Below are 21,430 nucleotides of genomic sequence, written 5' to 3' on the forward strand. Positions count from 1 at the left end.
GCTGCATGTGCAGCCCGTCCGGCGTTTGAGGACAAAGGGGGCCTGGGGGCTTGCCCCCAGGCCCGGCGCGGCTAGCGCCCCCGCAGCTCGCGGTACCGCGACACAAGCGCCGCCGTCGACGCGTCCAGACCCGGCACGTCCGCGCCCTCCGTCAGCGCCGGCTCCACCCGCTTCGCGAGGACCTTGCCCAGCTCGACGCCCCACTGGTCGAAGGAGTCGATGTTCCAGATCGCGCCCTGGACGAAGACCTTGTGCTCGTACAGCGCGATGAGCTGACCGAGCACCGAGGGGCTCAGCTCGCTCGCCAGGATCGTCGTCGTCGGGTGGTTCCCCCGGAACGTCTTGTGCGGGACCAGCTCGGCCGGCACGCCCTCCGCCGCGACCTCCTCCGGGGTCTTGCCGAAGGCGAGCGCCTGGCCCTGAGCGAAGAGGTTCGCCATCAGCAGGTCGTGCTGGGCCACCAGCCCCGGCAGCAGGTCGTCCACCGGCTTGGCGAAGCCCAGCAGGTCCGCGGGGATGAGCTTGGTGCCCTGGTGGATCAACTGGTAGTACGCGTGCTGCCCGTTGGTGCCGGGGGTGCCCCAGACGACCGGGCCGGTCTCCCAGGTGACGCTCTGTCCGTCGCGGTCGACGGACTTGCCGTTGGACTCCATGTCCAGCTGCTGCAGATAGGCAGCGAACTTCGACAGGTAGTGGCTGTAGGGCAGCACCGCGTGCGACTGCGCGTCGTGGAAGTTGCCGTACCAGACGCCCAGCAGGCCGAGCAGCAGCGGCGCGTTCTCCTCCGGCGGGGCGGTGCGGAAGTGCTCGTCGACGAGGTGGAAGCCGGCCAGCATCTCGCGGAAGCCGTCGGGGCCGATGGCGAGCATGAGGGAGAGCCCGATGGCCGAGTCGAAGGAGTAGCGGCCGCCGACCCAGTCCCAGAACTCGAACATGTTGGCGGTGTCGATGCCGAAGTCGGCGACCTTCTCCTCGTTCGTGGACAGCGCCACGAAGTGCTTGGCCACCGCCTCCCCGCCCGCGCGCAGCTCGGTGAGGAGCCAGTTGCGCGCGGAGGTGGCGTTGGTGATCGTCTCGATCGTGGTGAAGGTCTTCGAGGCGACGATGAACAGCGTCTCCTCGGCGTCCAGGTCGCGCAGGGCCTCGTGCAGGTCCGCGCCGTCCACGTTAGAGACGAAACGGAACGTCAGATCGCGGGCGGTGTAGGCGCGCAGCGCCTCGTACGCCATCGCCGGACCGAGGTCGGAGCCGCCGATGCCGATGTTGACGACGTTCTTGATGCGCTTGCCCGTGTGCCCCTTCCAGTCACCCGAACGGACTCGGTCGCAAAAGACCTGCATCTTCATCAGAACGGCGTGCACGGCGGGGACGACGTTCTGCCCGTCCACCTCCACCACGGCCGACTCCGGGGCCCGCAGGGCGGTGTGGAGCACCGCGCGCCCCTCGGTGGTGTTGATCTTCTCGCCGCGGAACATCGCGTCCCGCAGCTCGGCGACGCCCGTGGCGGCGGCCAGCTCCCGCAGCAGGCGCAGGGTCTCGTCGGTGACGAGGTGCTTGGAGTAGTCCAGGTGCAGATCGCCCACGGTCAGCGCGTACTTCGCGGCGCGCTGCGGGTCGCGTCCGAACAGCTCCCGCAGGTGCACCTCCCCGAGTTCGTCGCGGTGCTTGGCCAGCGCGTTCCACTCGGGCGTCTGGTCGAGCCGGGTGCGGCTTCCTGCGTTCTTCTCGGACATCAGCCCACTTCTCCTCGGTAGCTGCCTCGCACAACCAAACCTAAATGATCGAAGCGGCCCGGCCGCACACCTGGTGGGGTGTACGGCCGGGCCGCTTCGATGTTCGATTGTCGCTGCTCAGATCTCCCCGCGGAGCTTGGCGAGCGCCTCGGCGAGGATCGCCTCGCCATCGGCGTCGCTGCGCCGCTCACGGACGTATGCGAGGTGCGTCTTGTACGGCTCGGTACGCGGCGGGTCCGGCGGGTTGTCCCGGTCCTGACCTGCCGGGAAGCCGCAGCGCGGGCAGTCCCAGGTGTCCGGCACCTGTGCGTCGCTGGCGAAGCTCGGCTGCGTCTCGTGCCCGTTGGAACACCAGAAGGAGATGCGGAGGCGCGGTGCCGACTCGCCCCGCTCGGCCTCCCCCATCGGCCCCGCTCCGACCCGGCTTCCTCGGATCGCGTTGCCACTTGCCACGGTCGTAACTCCCTGCGTGATGGTGCTGCACTGTGCCGGAATGAGCGGCTGCGCCGCGGGCGCCCCAGTCTACGTAAGGCCCAACGCGCGTCCAGTGGCAGGAGTTACAGCCCGCCCGGAAGAACGCGCGCCCCATCATAGGCCGCTGATACGACAGTACGTCAGCTGTCGAGCTTCATCAGCAGGCCGAGCGCGACAATGCAGGCGAACCAGAGCAGACCGACCACGATGGTGATCCGGTCGAGGTTGCGCTCGGCGACAGAGGAGCCGCCGACGGAGGACTGCATGCCGCCACCGAACATGTCGGACAGGCCGCCGCCCTTCCCCTTGTGCATGAGCACCAGCATCATCATCAGCAGGCTGAAGACGATGAGGGCGATCGAGAACCCGATGACCACGGCTGGACCAACTCTCTCGGACTGACTCGGATGGAGAACACTGCGGGGCCGGGGGGCGCCATGCGCGCCGGTCCCGGCCCCGACAGGGTACGACGGGGAGCACCCGTCGTCATAGCTGCTGCTGATCGTCTACTGGTCGCGGAAGCGAACGATCTTGACGAACTCCTCGGCGTCCAGCGCCGCGCCGCCCACCAGGGCGCCGTCGACGTCGGGCTGCGCCATGATCGCGGCGATGTTGCCGGCCTTCACGGAGCCGCCGTACTGGATGCGGACCTTCTCGGCCAGCTCCTGGCTGTAGAGCTCGACCAGGCGGGCGCGGATCGCACCGCAGACCTCCTGGGCGTCCTCGGGAGTGGCCACCTCGCCGGTGCCGATCGCCCAGACGGGCTCGTAGGCGATGACGACCGTCTCGGCCTGCTCGGCCGGGATGTCCTTCAGGGCGCCGTCGACCTGCGCGAGGGTGTGCGCGACCTGGTTGCCGGCCTTGCGGACGTCCAGGCCCTCGCCCACGCAGAGGATCGGGGTGATGCCGTGGCGGAAGGCGGCCTTGACCTTGGCGTTGCAGACCTCGTCCGACTCGCCGTGGTACTGGCGGCGCTCGGAGTGGCCGACGGCCACGTAGGTGCACTTGAGCTTGGCGAGCATCGTGCCGGAGATCTCACCGGTGTACGCGCCGGAGTCGTACGCCGAGAGGTCCTGGGCGCCGTACTTGATCTTCAGCTTGTCGCCGTCGACCAGGGTCTGCACCGAGCGCAGGTCGGTGAAGGGCGTCAGGACGGCGACCTCGGTGCCCTCGTAGTCCTTGTCGGCGAGCGCGAAGGCGAGCTTCTGGACGTGTGCGATGGCCTCGAGGTGGTTGAGGTTCATCTTCCAGTTGCCCGCCATCAGCGGGGTGCGTGCACTCACAGTGGTTCAGTCCTCCAGTGCGGCGAGGCCGGGGAGCGTCTTGCCCTCGAGGTACTCGAGGCTGGCGCCGCCACCGGTCGAGATGTGGCCGAAACGGTTCTCGTCGAAGCCCAGGATGCGCACGGCCGCGGCCGAGTCGCCACCGCCCACGACGGTGAAGCCGTCGCAGTCCAGCAGAGCCTGGGCAACGGCCTTGGTGCCGTTGGCGTAGTCGGGGTGCTCGAAGACGCCCATCGGGCCGTTCCAGAAGACGGTGCCGGCGTCGGCGAGCTTCGAGGCGTAGAGCTCGCGGGTCTTCGGGCCGATGTCCAGGCCCTCCTTGTCCGCCGGGATGGCGTCCGAGGCGACGAGCTCGGGGTTGGCCGGGGCCTTGGTCTTCAGGTCCGGGAAGTCGGCGGAGACCAGGACATCGACGGGGAGGACGAACTCCACGCCGCGCTTCTCGGCACGCGCCAGGTACTCCAGGCAGACCGGGATCTGGTCCTCCTGCAGCAGCGAGATGCCGACCTCGTGGCCCTTGGCCTTGAGGAAGGTGTACGACATGCCGCCGCCGATGAGGATGCGGTCGGCCTTCTCCAGCAGGTTGTCGATGACACCCAACTTGTCGGAGACCTTGGCGCCGCCCAGGACGACGACGTAGGGCCGCTGGACCTCGTCGGTGAGCTTTTTCAGGACGCCGACCTCGGTGGCGATGAGGCCGCCCGCGGCGTGCGGCAGGCGCGCCGGAAGGTCGTAGACCGAGGCGTGCTTGCGGTGCACCGCGCCGAAGCCATCGCCCACGTAGACGTCGGCCAGCGCCGCGAGGGCATCGGCGAAGGCGCCGCGCTCGGCGTCGTCCTTGCTCGTCTCGCCCGCGTTGAAACGGAGGTTCTCCAGCAGCGTGACCTCGCCGTCGCCGAGAGCGGCGACGGTGGCCTTCGCGCTGTCGCCGACCGTGTCGGTGGCGAACGAGACGTTCTTGCCCAGGATCTCGCCGAGCCGCGTCGCGGCCGGGGCGAGGGAGAACTGGGGGTCGGGGGCGCCCTTGGGACGGCCCAGGTGGGAGGCGACGATCACCTTGGCGCCCGCCTCGGCGAGCTTGGCGATCGTCGGGGCGACGGCACGGATGCGGCCGTCGTCGGTGATGGTGGTGCCTTCGAGGGGCACGTTGAGGTCGGCGCGGACGAAGACCCGCTTGCCCGCGACTCCGCCCTGGATGAGTTCGTCGATCGTCTTCATGCAGTGACTCCGGTTGGGGGCCCCTCCCAGCGGTGGCCGGGGGAGTCCGTGAGTGTCATGGAACGGGGCTCGTACGACGCTCCATCGCGTCGCACGAGCCCCGTCCCCTACATCCGTTGCCTGCGAACTATGCCAGTCGCGTCAGGCAGCGATCAGAGCTGGCCCCCGACGAAGACGGTCAGGTCCACCAGGCGGTTGGAGTAGCCCCACTCGTTGTCGTACCAGCCGACGACCTTGACCTGCTTGCCCTGGACCATGGTCAGGGAGGAGTCGAAGGTGCAGGAGGCCGGCCAGTTGACGATGTCCGAGGAGACGATCGCGTCCTCGGTGTACTCGAGGATGCCCTTGAGCTGACCCTCGGCGGCCTTCTGGAAGGCGGCGTTGATCTCTTCCTTGCTGGTCTCGCGGTCGAGCTCGAGGACCAGGTCGGTGACCGAGCCGGTGGGGACCGGGACGCGCATGGCGATGCCGTCCAGCTTGCCCTTCAGCTGCGGCAGGACCAGGGCGGTGGCCTTCGCGGCACCCGTCGAGGTCGGGATGATGTTCTCCGCGGCGGCGCGGGCGCGACGCAGGTCGGAGTGCGGGAAGTCCAGGATGCGCTGGTCGTTGGTGTACGCGTGGACCGTGGTCATCATGCCCTTGACGATGCCGAAGCTCTCGTCGAGGACCTTCGCCATCGGCGCCACGCAGTTGGTGGTGCAGGAGGCGTTGGAGATGACGTGGTGGTTGGCCGCGTCGTACTTGTCGTGGTTGACGCCCATCACGATGGTGATGTCCTCGTTCTTGGCCGGGGCCGAGATGAGGACCTTCTTCGCGCCGGCGGCCAGGTGCTTGGCCGCGTCCTCGCGCTTGGTGAAGATACCGGTGGACTCGATGACGATGTCGGCGCCGAGCTCGCCCCACGGGAGGGCGGCCGGGTCGCGCTCGGCCATCGTCTTGAACGTCTGGTTGCCGACGGTGATCGAATCGTCGGTGTGGCTGACCTCCTGCTTCAGACGACCCAGGATGGTGTCGTACTTCAGCAGGTGCACCAGGGTGGCATTGTCGGTCAGGTCGTTGACACCGACGATCTCGATGTCCGCACCCTGCTCCAGGAGCGCGCGGAAGTAGTTACGACCGATACGGCCAAAGCCGTTGATGCCTACGCGGATCGTCACGAACCGATCTCCTCGTTGGTGTGCCGGACTGTCCGCCGGCGGGCTGTATGGGATGTCCCCGACCACCACCGACCCTACCTCTAACAGGGGAGGTACGTGACATTGGCGGCGGGGTTCTCAAACCGTGCTCAGCCGTGCTCGAAGGCGCTCAACTGCAGGTCAGCCGCCGATGGCGCGCAGCGCGGCGCCGACCAGCCCGGCCCGCTCGCGGGGGTCGGACACGTGTTCAAGACCGAAGCCCAGCAGGACGGTGTCGCGGGTGGTGACGGCCGCCGTGGCGCGGGCGGCCCGCTCCCCCGGTTCGTCACCCTGTGTGACCGTCGGGCCGTACTCGCCGGCCGCGGCGCTGCGGAACTGCGGGAAGGCGTCGGGCGGCAGCTGGTCGGAGATCGGACTGTAGGCCCCGGCGAGCGGCAGCGGTCCCCCGCCGGCGCCGAGGGCGGCCGTGGTGCCCGTGAGCTCGCCGGCGCCGGTGAAGCGCGCGGCCCGGGCGAACTGGGTGCGGGCGCCCGCGCCGAGGTAGTACTGGGCGAAGTCGTCGGTGTCGGCCGGGCCGACCCGCGAGCTGCCGCCCGCCTTCACTCCGGCGGTGATCAGCTTGCCGCCCTCGTTGACGAAGTCGCGTACGGCCAGCAGGGTGGCGCCGTCGGGGCGGGAGGTGCCGGAGTACCACAGGACCGTGTCGAAGTGCGAGAGGACGCCCAGGGCCGCGGGAGCGCCCTTCTCGGCGACGTCCCAGAGGGCGGTCCCGCGGCCGTTGTCGGCCAGGGCCTTGGCGTAGACGCCCGCGTCGCGTGCCGGCGTCCTGCCGCCCTCGTCGGCGACGATCAGCGTGTCGGCGCGCGGTGTCCTGGCCACGGTGTAGGTGAAGGGCTCGCTGGCGGTCCGCTTGCCGTCGGCGGTGCGGCCGGTGAACCAGACGCTGACGGTGGAGCCGGGCCGGGCTCCTTCGACGGCCGCGCGGTACTGGTCGAAGCGGATGTTGTCCTCGCCGCCGTAGCGGTCGCCGCCGTCCCAGGCGCGCAGTTCCCCGGTGTGCGTGCGTCCGCCGTCGATGCGGTAGTTGAGGCGCTTGTCGCGGACGCTCTTGCGGGCGGTGACGGCGACGGTCTGGGCCTTGCCGCGGGCGTAGGAGGTGGTGAAGGCGTGCGGGGTGAAGTCGGGGGCGTCGAGGCCGACGGCGGAGGCGGGGCGGTCGCCGCGGGTGGCGGTCTCGGCGACGGACAGGGCGAAGGGGATGTTCTTCGTGAACTCCTGCTGGATCAGCTTCTCGTCGTCGGGGAAGTTGAAGTGGGACTGGCAGTCGGCCGGATTCCAGCGGTCGTCGGGATCGATCCGGGAGACGGTCTGGCAGGTCGACATCTCCGGCGTGAACATCATCGTGCCGTTGGCGTTGGCCGCGTGGCCGTCCGCCTCGCCATTGGTGGTGTAGAGCTCGGAGGAGAGCTGCGGGTGGTAGCCGGGGATCGCGGACTTCTCCGGGGTGCCGGCGAGGGCCTTGTAGAGGACGTCGTCGGGGGTGGGGGTGGCGACCTGCCAGCCGACGCCGTAGAGCAGGAGTTCGGCGGCGGAGTGGTAGTTGACGGCGTAGGTGAAGCGGTGGCGCTTCTCGAAGGCGTCCAGGGCCTTGGTCTCCGGCTCGGAGGAGGCGCTGGGGCCGCGGTAGGTCTCGGAGCCAGGCCGTGGGGAGGAACCCTCGTTGTCGTAGCCCCACTTGTAGGCGTAGTTGCGGTTGAGGTCGACGCCGTCGCCGGGGGTGATCTTCCCGTCGCCGTTGTTGTCCCGCAGGTTCTTGCGCCACAGCCGGTTGGCGGGGCTCTCGAAGGTGAAGTCGTAGCCGTCGGGGTTGGCGGAGAGCACGAACCACAGCTCGGTCCGGTCCACGATCCGGGTGATCCGCTCGTCCTTGCCGTAGCGGTCGAGGTAGTGGTGCATCAGCCGCCGGGTCATCTCCGGGGTGATCCACTCGCGGGCGTGCTGGTTGGACATGTAGAGCACGGCGGGCTTGGCGCCGTCGGGGCTCTTCGCCGCGTCCTTCGAGAGCTTGAGGGCGAGGATGTCCTGGCCGCGCACGGTCTTGCCGATGCTGACGACCTTGGTGAGGGCGGGGTGGGTGCGGGCGGTGTCGGTGATCTCCTGCCGCAGGCCGTTCTTTCCGCTGTACGGGCGGAAGACGCCGTCGCCCTGGGCCTTGAGGTTCTCGCGGACGCGTGGGGAGACGCGCTTCTCGGTGAGGTCGACGCCCTGCCGGCGCAGCTCGTCGGCCTGTGGTGCGGTGAGGTGGAGCTCGACGGATGCCTTCTTGCCGTCGGCTATGCGCTCGCCCAGCTCGTGGCCGTCGACGCCGGCCGCGAGCAGGAGCGGGACCTGCGCGGAGGTGACGTCCGCGGTCCATACGGACATCGTGTCCGGGCCGGCCTGTGCTCGCGCGGTGCCCGTGGCGGGTCGCGCCTGGGCGAAGGGTGCCGCGGCGAGCCCGCCGAGTAACAGCGAAGCCACCACGGCGCCCGTGTATGTCTTTCTCGCCTTGTGTCTCATGAGCCCCCCTTGCCATTGCCTGTCACGTCAGTGGATGCACGCCAGGCTGGTGACGCTGCATGATCATGTCAACGGTGCGTTTTGCGCCCCTCCCCCGCAGCACGACGCCCCCGCCGCCTTCACGGGCGACAGGGGCGAACGGGAACGAACGGGGCGCGGTGCCGGGCTCAGCCGACCATGCCCTCGGCCATCTCCTCGGACAGGTCCGAGAGGTCGGAGAGGTTGGACTCGGTGCCGGGGATGCCGAGGTCCTGGGCGCGCTTGTCGGCCATGGCCAGCAGGCGGCGGATCCGGCCGGCGACGGCGTCCTTGGTCAGCGGCGGATCGGCCAGGGCGCCCAGCTCCTCCAGGGAGGCCTGCTTGTGCTCCATGCGCAGCCGTCCGGCGGCGGCCAGGTGCTCGGGCACCTCCTCGCCGAGGATCTCCAGCGCCCGCTGGACGCGCGCGCCCGCGGCGACGGCGGCCCGCGCCGAGCGGCGCAGGTTGGCGTCGTCGAAGTTGGCCAGGCGGTTGGCGGTCGCCCGCACCTCGCGGCGCATCCGCCGCTCCTCCCAGGCCAGGACGGACTCATGGGCGCCGAGCCGCGTCAACAGCGCGCCGATCGCATCACCGTCCCGGACGACCACGCGGTCCACTCCGCGCACCTCCCGGGCCTTGGCGGCGATCTGGAGTCTGCGGGCCGCGCCGACCAGCGCCAGCGCCGCCTCGGGGCCGGGGCAGGTCACCTCCAGGGAGGAGGAGCGGCCGGGCTCGGTGAGCGAGCCGTGGGCCAGGAAGGCGCCCCGCCAGGCGGCCTCCGCGTCGCAGGTGGCACCGGAGACGACCTGCGGGGGCAGCCCGCGGATCGGACGGCCGCGGCCGTCGACCAGTCCGGTCTGGCGCGCCAGCTGGTCACCGCCCGCCACCACCCGCACCACGTACCGGCTGCCGCGGCGCAGCCCGCCGGGGGCCATCACCACCAGGTCGGAGGCGTGTCCGAAGATCTCGAGGATGTCCTTGCGCAGCCGCCTGGCGGCGATACCGGTGTCCAGCTCCGCCTCGATCACGATGCGCCCGCTGACCAGGTGCAGCCCGCCCGCGAACCGCAGGATCGCCGAGACCTCCGCTTTCCGGCAGCAGGTCCGGGTGACGGGAAGCCGGGAGATTTCGTCCTTCACCGCTGCCGTCATCGCCATGGGCCGATCCTTCCATGCATCCGAAAAATACGGTCGTACGCGGCGGCCAACAGCTCCGGGTCGTGCGTCGGGCAGCCGTCGGGCGAGGCGACCGGCGCCAGCTCGACCGTTGCCCCGAGCCGCTTGGCGGCATCGGTGAGGCTGTCCCGGTCGGGCACGGCGGCCTCGTCGGCCAGCACCACGTCCAGGGCGAGTTTAGGGGCGTGTCGGGCCAAAACCTCCAAATGACGCTGCGGGGAGAAGCCATCGGTTTCCCCGGGCTGTGGTGCGAGGTTCAACGACAGCACCCGGCGGGCCTTGGTCTCCTGCAGCGCCTGCAGCAGCTCGGGCACCAGCAGGTGCGGGATGACGGAGGAGAACCAGGAGCCCGGGCCGAGCACGACCCAGTCCGCGTCCAGCACCGCCTCCACGGCCTCGGGCACCGCCGGCGGGTCCTCCGGGACGACGTGCACGGACTGCACCTCGCCGGGGGTGAGCGCCACGGTGGCCTGGCCGCGCACGGTGGTGACCTCGTCGGGGGCGGCCGGGTCGTGGCCGCGTACGAGCGCCTGGAGCTCCAGCGGGACCGCCGACATGGGCAGCACCCGGCCGTGCGCGCCCAGCAGCTTGCCGACCAGGTCCAGGGCCTGCACATGGTCGCCCAGCTGTTCCCAGAGGGCGACGATCAGGAGATTGCCGACGGCGTGGCCGTGCAGCTCGCCCCGGCTCTCGAAGCGGTGCTTGATCACGCGCGCCCAGGTCTGGCCCCAGTCGTCGTCGCCGCACAGCGCCGCCAGGGCCTTGCGCAGGTCGCCCGGGGGCAGCACGCCCAGCTCGTCGCGGAGCCGGCCGCTGGAGCCGCCGTCGTCGGCGACGGTGACGACGGCCGTCAGGTCGCCGGTGATCCGGCGCAGCGCGGCGAGGGAGGCGGACAGCCCGTGGCCGCCGCCGAGGGCGACGACCTTGGGCTGCGCGCCGCGGGCGGGACGGCCCTCGGCGCCGCTGCGGCGGCGGCTCGGGACCAGTCTGCCGACGCGGCGCATGCGGGGGGTGCGGCCGGTCACTCGCGCCCCATGTCCCGGTGGACGACGACGGTCTCGACACCCTCCGAGACGAGACGGTGGGCGAGCTTCTCGGACATGGCGACGGAGCGGTGCTTGCCGCCGGTGCAGCCGACCGCGATCGTCACGTAGCGCTTGCCCTCGCGGCGGTAGCCGGCGGCGATGAGCTGCAGGAGCTCGGTGTAGCGGTCGAGGAACTCCTTAGCGCCGGGCTGGTTGAAGACGTAGCCCGAGACCTCCTCGTTCAGGCCCGTGAAGGGACGCAGCTCCGGCACCCAGTGCGGGTTGGGCAGGAAGCGGCAGTCCACGACGAGGTCGGCGTCGACGGGCAGGCCGTACTTGTAGCCGAAGGACATGACAGTGGCGCGCAGCTCCGGCTCCTCCTCGCCCGCGAACTGGGCGTCCATCTTGGCGCGCAGCTCGTGGACGTTGAGGCTGGAGGTGTCGATGACGAGGTCGGCGTCGCCCCGCAGCTCGCGCAGCAGGTCGCGCTCGGCGGCGATGCCGTCGACGATGCGCCCGGAGCCCTGCAGGGGGTGCGGGCGGCGCACCGACTCGAAGCGGCGCACCAGGGCGTCGTCGGACGCCTCCAGGAAGATCACCCGCCGCTTGACCTTCTTGGCGGCGAGGTCCGCGAGGGACTCGCGGAGGTTGTCGAAGAACCGCCGGCCGCGTACGTCCACGACCACGGCGATGCGCGCCACGTTGCCCTGGGAGCGGGCGCCGAGGTCCACCATGGTGGGGATCAGTGCGGGCGGCAGGTTGTCCACGACGAACCAGCCGAGGTCCTCCAGACACTTGGCGGCGGTGCTGCGGCCCGCCCCCGACATGCCGGAGATGATCACCAGCTCGGGGATGCCCGCCGCCTCGCCGGTCGCGTCCGCCGCCGTCGTCGTGCCCGTACTCACCTTTGCTCCGTCCCGGTCGGTCACGTTCATGCTGTCTTCCCCCGTTCTGCCGACGACGCCTTCGGCGCCGTCCTCTCTTCCATACTGCGGCTTTCCCGGGCCCACGGCCCGGGCCGCGGGCGGCGCCGGTCCGTGCGCCGTCCGCGGGAGCCGTCCTGTGCGGCCAGGTCCATCATTCCTCCGCGTCGTCCATGATCTCGCCCGTCGCCGTGTTGACGGCCGGAGCCGGGGGCGCCGCCCCGGCGAGCGCCGCGGCGATGGTCTCGGCCGTCTTGCGGCCGATGCCGGGCGTCTCGCAGATCTGCTCGACCGTGGCGGCGCGCAGCCGCTTGAGCGAGCCGAAGTGCTTGAGGAGCGCCTGCTTGCGGGTCTCGCCGAGGCCGGGGACCGCGTCGAGCGGTCCGGCCTTGAAGCTCTTGGCGCGCTTGCTGCGCTGGTAGGAGATGGCGAAGCGGTGCGCCTCGTCGCGGACCCGCTGCAGGAAGTACAGGCCCTCGCTGGTGCGCGGCAGGACCACCGGGTCGTCCTCGTCCGGCAGCCAGACCTCCTCCAGCCGCTTGGCGAGGCCGCAGACGGCCACATCGGTGACGCCGAGCTCGTCCAGGGCCCGCTTGGCGGCCATGACCTGCGGCTTTCCTCCGTCGACCACGACCAGCTGCGGCGGGTAGGCGAAGCGCTTGGGCTTGCCGTCGTCCTCCGGGAGCGGCTCGTCACTCTCGTCGCCGGGGGCCTCCTCGGTCCACTCCCCCGTCTTCATCTTCTCCTGCAGGTAGCGCCGGAAGCGCCGGCCCACCACCTCGTGCATGGAGCGGACGTCGTCCTGCCCGGCGAAGCCCTTGATCTGGAAGCGGCGGTACTCGCTCTTGCGGGCGAGGCCGTCCTCGAAGACCACCATGGACGCCACCACGTCCTGGCCCTGCAGATGGGAGATGTCGAAGCACTCCACGCGCAGCGGCGCCGAGTCCAGGCCGAGGGCCTCGCTGATCTCCTCCAGGGCCCGGGAGCGGGTCGTGAGGTCGGAGGCGCGCTTGGTCTTGTGCAGCACGAGCGCCTGCTGGGCGTTGCGCTGGACCGTGGCCATGAGGTCCTTCTTGTCGCCGCGCTGCGGGATGCGCAGGTCGACGCGGGAGCCGCGGCGCGCGGCCAGCCACTGGGCGACGGGCTCGGCCGGGTCGGGCAGGGCGGGGACGAGGACCTCCTTGGGGACGGCGTCGCCGCTCTCCTCGCCGTAGAGCTGCTGGAGGGCGTGCTCGACGAGGCCCGCGGTGTCGACGGCCTCGACCTTGTCCGTCACCCAGCCGCGCTGGCCGCGCACGCGCCCGCCGCGGACGTGGAAGATCTGCACGGCCGCTTCGAGTTCGTCCTCGGCGACCGCGATCAGGTCGGCGTCGGTGGCGTCGGCGAGGACGACGGCGTTCTTCTCCATGGCACGTCGGAGCGCCTCTATGTCGTCCCGCAGCCGGGCCGCCTTCTCGTACTCCATCTCTTCGGCGGCATCATGCATCCGCTGTTCCAAACGGCGGATGTACGCGCCCGTACGCCCGGCCATGAAGTCGCAGAACTCCTCGGCCAGTTCGCGGTGCTCCTCGGCGCTGACGCGGCCGACGCAGGGGGCGGAGCACTTGCCGATGTAGCCGAGCAGGCAGGGGCGTCCTATCTGGGCGGAGCGCTTGAACACACCGGCCGAGCAGGTCCGTACGGGGAAGACCCGCAGCATCAGGTCGACCGTCTCGCGGATGGCCCAGGCGTGGGCGTACGGGCCGAAGTAGCGCACGCCCTTCTTCTTGGGGCCGCGCATGACCTGGACGCGGGGGAACTCCTCGCCCAGCGTGACCGCGAGGGAGGGGTAGCTCTTGTCGTCGCGGTACTTCACGTTGAAGCGCGGGTCGTACTCCTTGATCCAGGAGTACTCGAGCTGGAGCGCCTCGACCTCGGTGGAGACCACGGTCCACTCCACGGACGCGGCCGTGGTGACCATCGTCCGCGTGCGCGGGTGCAGACCGGCGAGGTCCTGGAAGTACGAGGAGAGCCTCTGGCGCAGGCTCTTCGCCTTCCCGACGTAGATCACGCGGCCGTGCTCGTCACGGAACCTGTAGACCCCGGGCGAGTCGGGGATCTGTCCCGGCTTGGGTCGGTAGCTGCTGGGGTCGGCCATGTCACACACCCTACTTGCGGGCAGTGACAATCCGTCGTCCGGCGGCCGGTACGGGCCCGGGGCCGTAAGGCGCACCGCGGCCCCGGCAGCGGTGGCTGCCGGGGCCGCGGCGAAGGGGCGGACCGCCGGGTCCCGCTGAGGACCCGGGGCCCTCACCGGGGGGGGTGGCCCGGCCGGTCAGCGGCGCCTCGGCCTGCGCACCGCCACGGTGCCCAGGCCGAGGGCCAGGGCCGTCGCCCCTCCCGCCGTCGCGAGGGAGGCCGCGGCCGGCGAGCCGGCGTCGCCGCGTGGCGCCGCGGTCGCCGTCCGGTCCGCGCCGGCCTCCCCTGCGGCGGAGCTCCCGCCGTTCGGTGCGCTCTCCTCGAAGCCGCCGGCCGTGCCCTTCTTCGCATAGGCGGAGCCGGGCAGCTTGTCGCCGTAGGCCTGGTGCACGCGGGTGCGGTAGGCGTCGACGGTGGTTCCCTGCTTGCCGATCGCGCGGACGGCGTCCTCGTCGAGCGGCAGGACCTTCTCGCCCCGCTGCACGTACCAGGCGTTGATCTGCGGTTCGCGGAAGACGGTCCCGCCCTCCAGCGTGCGCGCCCCTTCGGCCGCGTAGCGTGTCTCGTCGTCACCGGTGGCGATGTTGACGACCTTCCAGCCGTCCCCGGTGCGGGCGGTCCACACCGAGGCCTTCTGCCCGTCGGCCGCCACCGCCGCGCTGGCGAGGAAGTCGAACGAGGCGATGGCGGCCCCGTCCCTGCCCGCCACGAACTCCGGGGCGAGCGTGTAGACGGGCACCGTCGCGCCCTCGATCCTCGGCCGTGCGCCCGCCGTGGTGAGGGCGCCGTCGCGGGCGAAGAAGCGCGAGAGGGTGGTGAGCGTGGCGGGTGCCGTCGCCGCGTCGTGGGCCTCGGCGACCCCGGCCGCCGGCGGCGGGGCGGGGAGGGGCGGCGGCGCGGCGTGCGCGAGCGGGGCGAGGCCGAGCAGCGCGGCGGTCAGGGCGCCGGCGGCAGCGGCGCGGGCCGCGCTCCGGCGCGAGCGCGAGTGGTCGTGGTGCGTCATGGCCCTCACGCCCCGATCCGGTAGAGCGAGTGGGTCCAGGAGAACTGGTTGTTGTCGACGTACCAGCTGTGCGCCGCCCAGTTGTAGCGGTTGCTGGAGGGCCAGGGATCGCCCCAGTAGACCATGCTGCCCGAATCGTCGTACCCGTAGATGACGTGCATGTGGCCGCCGCCGGACTGCCATCCGATGCGGGTCTCCACGGGACGGCCCGCGTCGATCTCGGCCTTGACGGTCGCGTAGCGCAGCCAGCCGCTGACGTACGAGCCCTGGTTGATGCCGGCCCAGGCGAGGGCGTTCTGCACATTGCCCAGCGTGGCCTGGTTGTTGGGGCAGGTGGTGCCCTGTGTCCGGTTGAACGCGGCGTTGCAGAACTGGTTCTGGCTGTACTTGCGGCCCATCCAGGTGGCGATGGTGTTGCCGGACGCCGCCCAGCACCAGTTCGTCTTCTCCTGTGCCTGCATGCTGATGTTGAGCTTGTTCGTCGCACGCACAGCGACCTGTTCGCCGGTCGCCGCGTTCGCCGTTGTGGGGACGACGAGCAGGGCGCAGGCGACGAGGGTGGCCAGGGACAGCCGTCTGCCGCGTATGCGGGACTTCTCTCTGTGTGCCGATGCCGAAGCACGGGTCATGTGGCGTTCCTCCCGTGGCGGGGGGTTGGTGGTGGAGGAGCGCATCCGGACGCGTGTGGGGAGCATCGGGTGTTGTCGGGAACTGGTCAACCGGCTTCAATACCGCGTGGGGCCACGGTGTGAACAGATCGAATCGGATGTGAACGGCGGGTGCCCGTCCAGGAGGAATGCGACGCTCCCGGCCACCGGCGCCCCCGACGGCATAGGTGAACGTTCACATTCACACAGGGCTTTGCACGGCCTTCGCGGCGGGCGCCGCGCGGGGGGCGGCACAGGGAGCTCGGCGCGGAGCATCACGAAGGAGCGAACGGATGGCACGCAGCACCCCACGCGCTGCCGAAGCCGAACTGGCGCAGGCGCTGCGCACGGGCCCGTTCCACCTGGCGTTGCGCATGGCGTTGTCGGCGCGCGGGCTCGCCCTGCACCGGGTGCAGCACCGGCTGGCGCAGCGCGGGGTGAAGGTCGGTGTGACGAGCCTGAGTTACTGGCAGCAGGGCGCCCGGCGGCCCTGCCGTCCCGAGTCGCTCCGGGCGGTGCGGGTGCTGGAGGACGTCCTGGACCTGCCCGCGCACGCCCTGACCCGGTTACTCGCGGAGCCCCCCGCGCGGACGGCCCCGGACCGGCCGGCCGCGCGCTCGTACCGCTCGCTGGTGGAGGAGTCCCGGGTCCTGGAGCGGCTGCTGGCCGATCTGGAGTCGCCGGAGGACGGCGGCCTGCACACCGTCTGCCAGCTGGAGCGGGTGCTGATCGGCGCGCACCGTGAGCTGCGCGCCCGTGACTCGCACCATGTGGTGCGGGCGCATCGCGACGGGGTGGACCGCTATGTGGCCATTCACCACGGCGACCCGGGCTGCGACCCCGGGCAGGTGGCCGTGCGGGCCACCGAGAACTGCCGGGTGGGCCGGGTGCGGTGGCACACCGCGGCCGGCGTGCTCGTCGCCGAGCTCCTCTTCGACACCCGGCTGCGCGCCGGGGAGACCCATGTCTTCCGCTACGGCTTCGACGACGGTACGGGCGGTACGAGCAGCGAGTACGTGCGGGGCTTCAGCTTCGCGGGCGGGCAGTACGTGCTGCAGGTGCGCTTCGACGACGCCGCGCTGCCGGTCCGCTGCCGCCGCTTCACCCAGGCGTCGGCGGGCGCGCCGCGCGGCGGGCAGCAGGAGCTGACGCTGGCGGGGCGCCACCGGGGGGTGCACCTGGTGGAGCAGGGGGTGCGGCCGGGGATCCTGGGGATCGCCTGGGACTGGTCGTAGGCGCGCCTCCCGCGCGGCTCAGGCCTCCGGGCCCGCGATCAGCTTGCCGCCGTCCGCCTTGACGGGAACGGCCGGCAGGGCCACGCTCGCCGGGCCCTGGAGGACCTTGCCGGTGGTGGCGTCGAACGTGCTGCCGTGGCAGGGGCAGCTGACCTTGCCGTCCTCGACCTTGTCGACGACGCAGCCGGCGTGCGTGCACACCGCGCTGAACGCCTTGTACTTCCCCGCCGCGGGCTGCGAGACGACCAGCCGCTGCTCGCGGTAGAGCCGGGCCCCGCCGACGGGGACCTCGCCCGCCGCCCCGAGGTCCACGGGCGCGGTCGGCACCGCGGGTCCCTTGGGGCCGCCCGTACCGCCGGAGCAGGCGGTGACGCCGAGCCCTGCGGCACCGGCCAGGGCGGCTCCGCGCAGCACGGTGCGGCGGGACGCCGGCGAAGCAGTGGGGCTGGACATGGGGGCTCCAACGGGGAAGGGCGGCGATGCGACACAGCGACAATACCGGCACTGGTTGCTCCGCTTACCGAGAGGACTCCACCCCATGATCGTCGTCGCCGGAGAAGCCCTGATCGACCTCGTGCCCGACGGTCCCGGGGGCGACGGCGGCCTGCCGGCATTGCTGCCGCGGTGCGGTGGCGGCCCCTACAACACCGCTCTCGCGCTGGGCCGGTTGGGCACGCCCACCGCCTTCTGCTCCAGGGTGTCGGCGGACGGCTTCGGCGAGGCGCTGCTGGGCGGCCTGCGGGTGGCGGGCGTCGACCTCTCCCTGGTGCAGCGCGGCCCGGAGCCCACGACGCTGGCGGTGGCGGCCATCGGCGCGGACGGCTCGGCGGGCTACGGCTTCTACGCGGGCGGCACGGCGGACCGTCTCTTCGCACTGCCGGACGCGCTGCCGGAGGGTACCGAGGCGCTGTGCCTGGGAACGTGCTCCCTGGTGCTGGAGCCGGGTGCGAGCGCGTACGAGGCGCTGCTGCGGCGCGAGGCCCGGCGCGGGGTGTTCACCCTGCTCGACCCCAACATCCGTCCGGAGATCATCGGGGACGCCGCCGCGTACCGCCGGCGCTTCCTGTCGTGGCTGCCGGACGTGACCTTGCTGAAGCTGTCGGCGGAGGACGCGCGGTGGCTGGGTGGCGAGGTCACCGACTGGCTGGCGTCAGGCCCCGCCGCCGTCGTCGTGACCGGGGGCGAGGAGGGCCTGTCCGTCCATACCCGGGAGGGGCGGACGTACGCCGTCCCGGCACGACGGGTGGACGTCGTGGACACGATCGGCGCGGGCGACACCGTGAACGCCGCCCTTCTGCACCGCCTGTCCCGCCTGACCGCCCTCTCCCCCGACGCCCTGGCCACCCTGGACGGCCCCACCTGGCAGGACACCCTCACCTTCGCGGCCCACGCGGCGTCCACAACCTGCTCCCGAGCGGGAGCCCAGCCCCCGTTCGCGGCGGAGGTGGGGGCGTAGGGCTGGCCCAGCCCGCCCCGGGGGCCCGGGGCGGAGCCCCCGGTTTCGGGAAGGGGCGGGACTGGGGAACTCCTCCCCGCCGCAACGGCGAGGCGCCCGACGGCGGAGTCCGGCGGTGCCGAACCCTCCGCAGCCGGGCGCCGACGCGCACCGGACCGGCTCAGGCCTTGCGGGCCTTGGCCGCCACCGCCTTCTTCGCCGCCGTAGCGGTCTTCTTCGCGGTGGCGGTCTTCTTCGCCGAAGCAGCCGTGGCCGTCTTCTTGGCCGCCCCCGCGGCCTTGGTCCGCGCCGAGACCGTCTTCTTCGCGGCCCCCGCCACCGTCGCCGCAGCGACCGTCTTCTTCGCCGGCGCCCGCTTCGCAGCCTTCCGCGCCGACGGCGCGGGCGACGCGGCCGCGTCGCTGACGCGGTCACCCAGCATGTCGCGCAGGAACTTGCCCGTATGGCTGGCCGGCACCGACGCGACCTCCTCCGGCGTGCCCTCGGCGACGACGAGGCCACCGCCCGCACCACCCTCGGGGCCCATGTCGACGACCCAGTCGGCAGTCTTGATCACATCGAGGTTGTGCTCGATGACGATCACGGTGTTGCCCTTGTCGACCAGCCCCGACAGCACGGAGATCAGCTTGCTGATGTCCTCGAAGTGCAGACCGGTCGTCGGCTCGTCGAGGACGTACACCGTCCGCCCCGTCGACCGCTTCTGCAGCTCGCTCGCGAGCTTCACGCGCTGCGCCTCGCCACCGGAGAGGGTCGGCGCGGACTGCCCGAGCCGTACGTAGCCCAGACCCACCTCGTGGAGCGTGCGCAGGTGACGCGCGATCGTGGGCACCGCCTCGAAGAAGCCGAGCGCCTCCTCGATGGGCATGTCCAGGACCTCGGCGATGGACTTGCCCTTGTAGTGGACCTCCAGGGTCTCCCGGTTGTAGCGCGCACCGTGGCAGACCTCGCACGGCACGTACACGTCCGGCAGGAAGTTCATCTCGATCTTGATCGTGCCGTCGCCGGAGCAGTTCTCGCAGCGGCCGCCCTTGACGTTGAAGGAGAAGCGGCCCGGCAGATAGCCGCGGACCTTCGCCTCCATCGTCTCCGCGAAGAGCTTGCGGACATGATCGAAGACACCGGTGTACGTGGCCGGGTTGGAGCGCGGCGTACGGCCGATGGGCGACTGGTCGACGTGGACGACCTTGTCGACCAGGTCGTCGCCGTCCACGCGCGTGTGCCGGCCGGGAACGGCCCGGGCGCCGTTCAGCTCGCGCGCCAGGTGGGTGTAGAGGATGTCGTTGACCAGCGTCGACTTACCGGAACCGGAGACACCGGTGACGGCCGTGAGCACCCCGAGCGGGAAGGACACGTCGATGTCGCGCAGGTTGTTCTCCCGGGCCCCGCGCACGGTCAGACGACGCGAACCGTCGACGGGCCGGCGGATCTCGGGGGTGGGGATGGAGCGCTTGCCGGACAGGTACTGCCCGGTCATCGACGCCTCGGTCTTCAACAGCTCCTTGAGCGGACCACTGTGGACGACCTTGCCGCCGTGCTCACCGGCGCCGGGGCCGATGTCGACGACCCAGTCGGCGACCTTGATGGTGTCCTCGTCGTGCTCGACGACGATCAGGGTGTTGCCCATGTCGCGCAGGCGCACGAGCGTCTCGATCAGGCGGTGGTTGTCGCGCTGGTGCAGGCCGATGGACGGCTCGTCCAGGACGTAGAGCACGCCGACAAGGCCGGAGCCGATCTGCGTGGCGAGGCGGATGCGCTGCGCCTCACCGCCGGAGAGGGTGCCGGCGGCGCGGTTGAGCGAGAGGTAGTCCAGGCCGACGTCGACGAGGAACCTCAGGCGTTCGTTGACCTCCTTGAGCACCCGCTCGGCGATCTTCTTCTCGCGCCCGGTGAGCTTCATGTCCCGCAGGAAGTCGGCGCACTCGTTGATCGACATCGCGGAGACCTCCGCGATGGAGCGGCCCTGGACCGTGACCGCCAGGACGATCGGCTTGAGCCGCGTGCCCTCGCACGTGGGGCAGGGCACCTCGCGCATGTAGCCCTCGAAGCGCTCGCGGCTGGAGTCGCTCTCGGCCTCGGAGTGGCGCCGCTTGACGAACGGGACCGCGCCCTCGAAGGCCGTGGTGTACGCGCGCTCGCGCCCGTAGCGGTTGCGGTAGCGCACCTCGATCTGGGTGCGGTGGCCGTTGAGCAGCGCCTTCTTGGCGCGCTGCGGGAGGCCGGCCCAGGGGATGTCCGTGCGGAATCCGAGCTCGTCGGCGAGGGCGCCGACGAGACGGTTGAAGTAGTCCTTCGTGTGACCGTGCGACCAGGGGTTGATCGCGCCCTCGTCGAGGGACTTGTCCTCGTCGGGGACGATCAGCTCGGGGTCGACCTCCATGCGCGAGCCGATGCCGGTGCAGTCGGGGCACGCGCCGAAGGGCGAGTTGAAGGAGAAGGAGCGCGGCTCGAGCTCCTCGAAGGACAGATCGTCGTACGGGCAGTAGAGGTGCTCGGAGAACATCCGCTCACGCTCGGGGTCGTCCTCGGCGAGGTCGACGAAGTCGAGGATCACCATGCCGCCGGACAGGCCGAGCGCGGTCTCGACCGAGTCGGTGAGCCGGCGCTTGGCGCTCTCCTTGACGGTGAGGCGGTCGACGACCACCTCGATGGTGTGCTTCTCCTGCTTCTTCAGCTTGGGCGGGTCGGAGAGCTGAATGGTCTCGCCGTCGACCCGGGCCCGGCTGTAGCCCTTGGTCTGCAGGTCGGAGAAGAGATCGACGAACTCACCCTTGCGCTCGCGCACCAGCGGGGAGAGCACCTGGAAGCGGCTGCCCTCCGGCAGCTCCAGCACCCGGTCCACGATGGCCTGCGGCGACTGGCGGGTGATGGGCCGCGCGCACTCGGGGCAGTGCGGCTTGCCGATGCGGGCGAAGAGGAGGCGGAGGTAGTCGTAGACCTCGGTGATCGTGCCGACCGTCGAGCGCGGGTTGCGCGAGGTCGACTTCTGGTCGATGGACACGGCCGGGGACAGGCCCTCGATGAAGTCCACGTCGGGCTTGTCCATCTGCCCGAGGAACTGCCGTGCGTAGGAGGAGAGCGACTCGACGTAGCGGCGCTGCCCCTCGGCGAAGATCGTGTCGAACGCGAGGGAGGACTTGCCCGACCCCGAAAGCCCGGTGAAAACGATGAGGGAGTCACGCGGGAGGTCGAGCGAGACGTTCTTGAGATTGTGCTCGCGAGCGCCACGGACGATGAGACGGTCTGCCACGCCGGTCGGCACCTTTCTTGAGAGTCGGCTCTGGGGGAGCTGCGGGGTGCGCCGTGCCCCTCGATCCAGAGTACGGGGGGCCTCTGACAAAGCCCGGTTCACACGGATGCAGTAAGCGAT

At 71.1% G+C, this 21,430-nt stretch carries 17 protein-coding genes; 2 read left to right on the plus strand and 15 right to left on the minus strand.

Annotated features, from left to right (window positions below):
- Window positions 1–71 precede the first annotated feature (71 nt).
- The 13 genes from pgi to AB0G59_RS19045 all read right to left on the minus strand — a co-directional run bounded on the left by pgi (window position 72) and on the right by AB0G59_RS19045 (window position 15,354).
- Window positions 72–1,733 carry a glucose-6-phosphate isomerase gene (pgi, locus tag AB0G59_RS18985; RefSeq protein WP_360912969.1) on the minus strand — a complete coding sequence of 554 codons (1,662 nt, stop codon included), beginning with the start codon at window positions 1,731–1,733 and terminating at the stop codon, window positions 72–74.
- 117 nt (window positions 1,734–1,850) lie between these two features.
- Complete coding sequence (locus tag AB0G59_RS18990) at window positions 1,851–2,186, minus strand: RNA polymerase-binding protein RbpA (protein WP_003957010.1); 336 nt, start codon at window positions 2,184–2,186, stop codon at window positions 1,851–1,853.
- A gap of 161 nt (window positions 2,187–2,347) precedes the next feature.
- Window positions 2,348–2,584 (minus strand): preprotein translocase subunit SecG, encoded by a 237-nt coding sequence (gene secG, locus AB0G59_RS18995; protein ID WP_079274375.1) that lies wholly within the window; start codon window positions 2,582–2,584, stop codon window positions 2,348–2,350.
- A 129-nt stretch (window positions 2,585–2,713) separates the two neighbouring features.
- Window positions 2,714–3,490, minus strand: coding sequence for a triose-phosphate isomerase (gene tpiA, locus AB0G59_RS19000; RefSeq protein ID WP_360912972.1), 777 nt, complete (start codon window positions 3,488–3,490; stop codon window positions 2,714–2,716).
- 6 nt (window positions 3,491–3,496) lie between these two features.
- Entirely contained in the window at window positions 3,497–4,708 is a 1,212-nt protein-coding gene (locus AB0G59_RS19005) for a phosphoglycerate kinase (protein ID WP_360912973.1), read from the minus strand.
- A 152-nt stretch (window positions 4,709–4,860) separates the two neighbouring features.
- Entirely contained in the window at window positions 4,861–5,865 is a 1,005-nt protein-coding gene (gene gap / locus AB0G59_RS19010) for a type I glyceraldehyde-3-phosphate dehydrogenase (RefSeq protein ID WP_071964485.1), read from the minus strand.
- A 159-nt stretch (window positions 5,866–6,024) separates the two neighbouring features.
- Window positions 6,025–8,367, minus strand: a complete 2,343-nt coding sequence (locus AB0G59_RS19015; RefSeq protein ID WP_360912976.1) for a M14 family metallopeptidase — start codon at window positions 8,365–8,367, stop codon at window positions 6,025–6,027.
- A 203-nt stretch (window positions 8,368–8,570) separates the two neighbouring features.
- Window positions 8,571–9,578, minus strand: coding sequence for a DNA-binding protein WhiA (gene whiA / locus AB0G59_RS19020; protein ID WP_071964484.1), 1,008 nt, complete (start codon window positions 9,576–9,578; stop codon window positions 8,571–8,573).
- Entirely contained in the window at window positions 9,569–10,621 is a 1,053-nt protein-coding gene (yvcK, locus tag AB0G59_RS19025; protein WP_360912978.1) for a uridine diphosphate-N-acetylglucosamine-binding protein YvcK, read from the minus strand. Before yvcK ends, whiA begins: the two co-directional genes overlap by 10 nt.
- On the minus strand, window positions 10,618–11,556 hold the full coding sequence (gene rapZ, locus AB0G59_RS19030; RefSeq protein WP_071964482.1) for an RNase adapter RapZ: 939 nt from the start codon (window positions 11,554–11,556) through the stop codon (window positions 10,618–10,620). The genes yvcK and rapZ overlap by 4 nt, the downstream gene beginning before the upstream one ends.
- Before the next feature lie 142 nt (window positions 11,557–11,698).
- Window positions 11,699–13,681, minus strand: coding sequence for an excinuclease ABC subunit UvrC (gene uvrC / locus AB0G59_RS19035; protein WP_360912981.1), 1,983 nt, complete (start codon window positions 13,679–13,681; stop codon window positions 11,699–11,701).
- 177 nt (window positions 13,682–13,858) lie between these two features.
- Window positions 13,859–14,725, minus strand: coding sequence for a hypothetical protein (locus AB0G59_RS19040; protein WP_360913148.1), 867 nt, complete (start codon window positions 14,723–14,725; stop codon window positions 13,859–13,861).
- Between the two features lie 5 nt (window positions 14,726–14,730).
- The gene (locus AB0G59_RS19045) at window positions 14,731–15,354 is read right to left on the minus strand and encodes a papain-like cysteine protease family protein (protein WP_360912983.1); all 624 of its coding nucleotides are present in this window, start codon (window positions 15,352–15,354) and stop codon (window positions 14,731–14,733) included.
- Window positions 15,355–15,665: 311 nt separating this feature from the next.
- Between AB0G59_RS19045 and AB0G59_RS19050 the strand changes: the two genes are divergently transcribed.
- Entirely contained in the window at window positions 15,666–16,607 is a 942-nt protein-coding gene (locus tag AB0G59_RS19050; RefSeq protein WP_360912985.1) for a hypothetical protein, read from the plus strand.
- Between the two features lie 18 nt (window positions 16,608–16,625).
- On the opposite strand, the gene AB0G59_RS19055 is transcribed toward AB0G59_RS19050, so the two are convergent.
- Window positions 16,626–17,060 (minus strand): Rieske (2Fe-2S) protein, encoded by a 435-nt coding sequence (locus AB0G59_RS19055; protein WP_360912987.1) that lies wholly within the window; start codon window positions 17,058–17,060, stop codon window positions 16,626–16,628.
- Between the two features lie 85 nt (window positions 17,061–17,145).
- On the opposite strand from AB0G59_RS19055, the gene AB0G59_RS19060 reads away from it, so the two are divergent.
- Window positions 17,146–18,063 (plus strand): carbohydrate kinase, encoded by a 918-nt coding sequence (locus AB0G59_RS19060; protein WP_360912989.1) that lies wholly within the window; start codon window positions 17,146–17,148, stop codon window positions 18,061–18,063.
- Between the two features lie 160 nt (window positions 18,064–18,223).
- Here the strand turns inward: AB0G59_RS19060 and uvrA are convergent, their stop codons facing one another.
- The gene (gene uvrA / locus AB0G59_RS19065) at window positions 18,224–21,310 is read right to left on the minus strand and encodes an excinuclease ABC subunit UvrA (RefSeq protein ID WP_360912991.1); all 3,087 of its coding nucleotides are present in this window, start codon (window positions 21,308–21,310) and stop codon (window positions 18,224–18,226) included.
- Between the last annotated feature and the right edge of the window lie 120 nt (window positions 21,311–21,430).

Origin of the sequence: Streptomyces sp. NPDC021096 (assembly GCF_040641275.1) — a bacterium.
Lineage (GTDB): Bacteria > Actinomycetota > Actinomycetes > Streptomycetales > Streptomycetaceae > Streptomyces.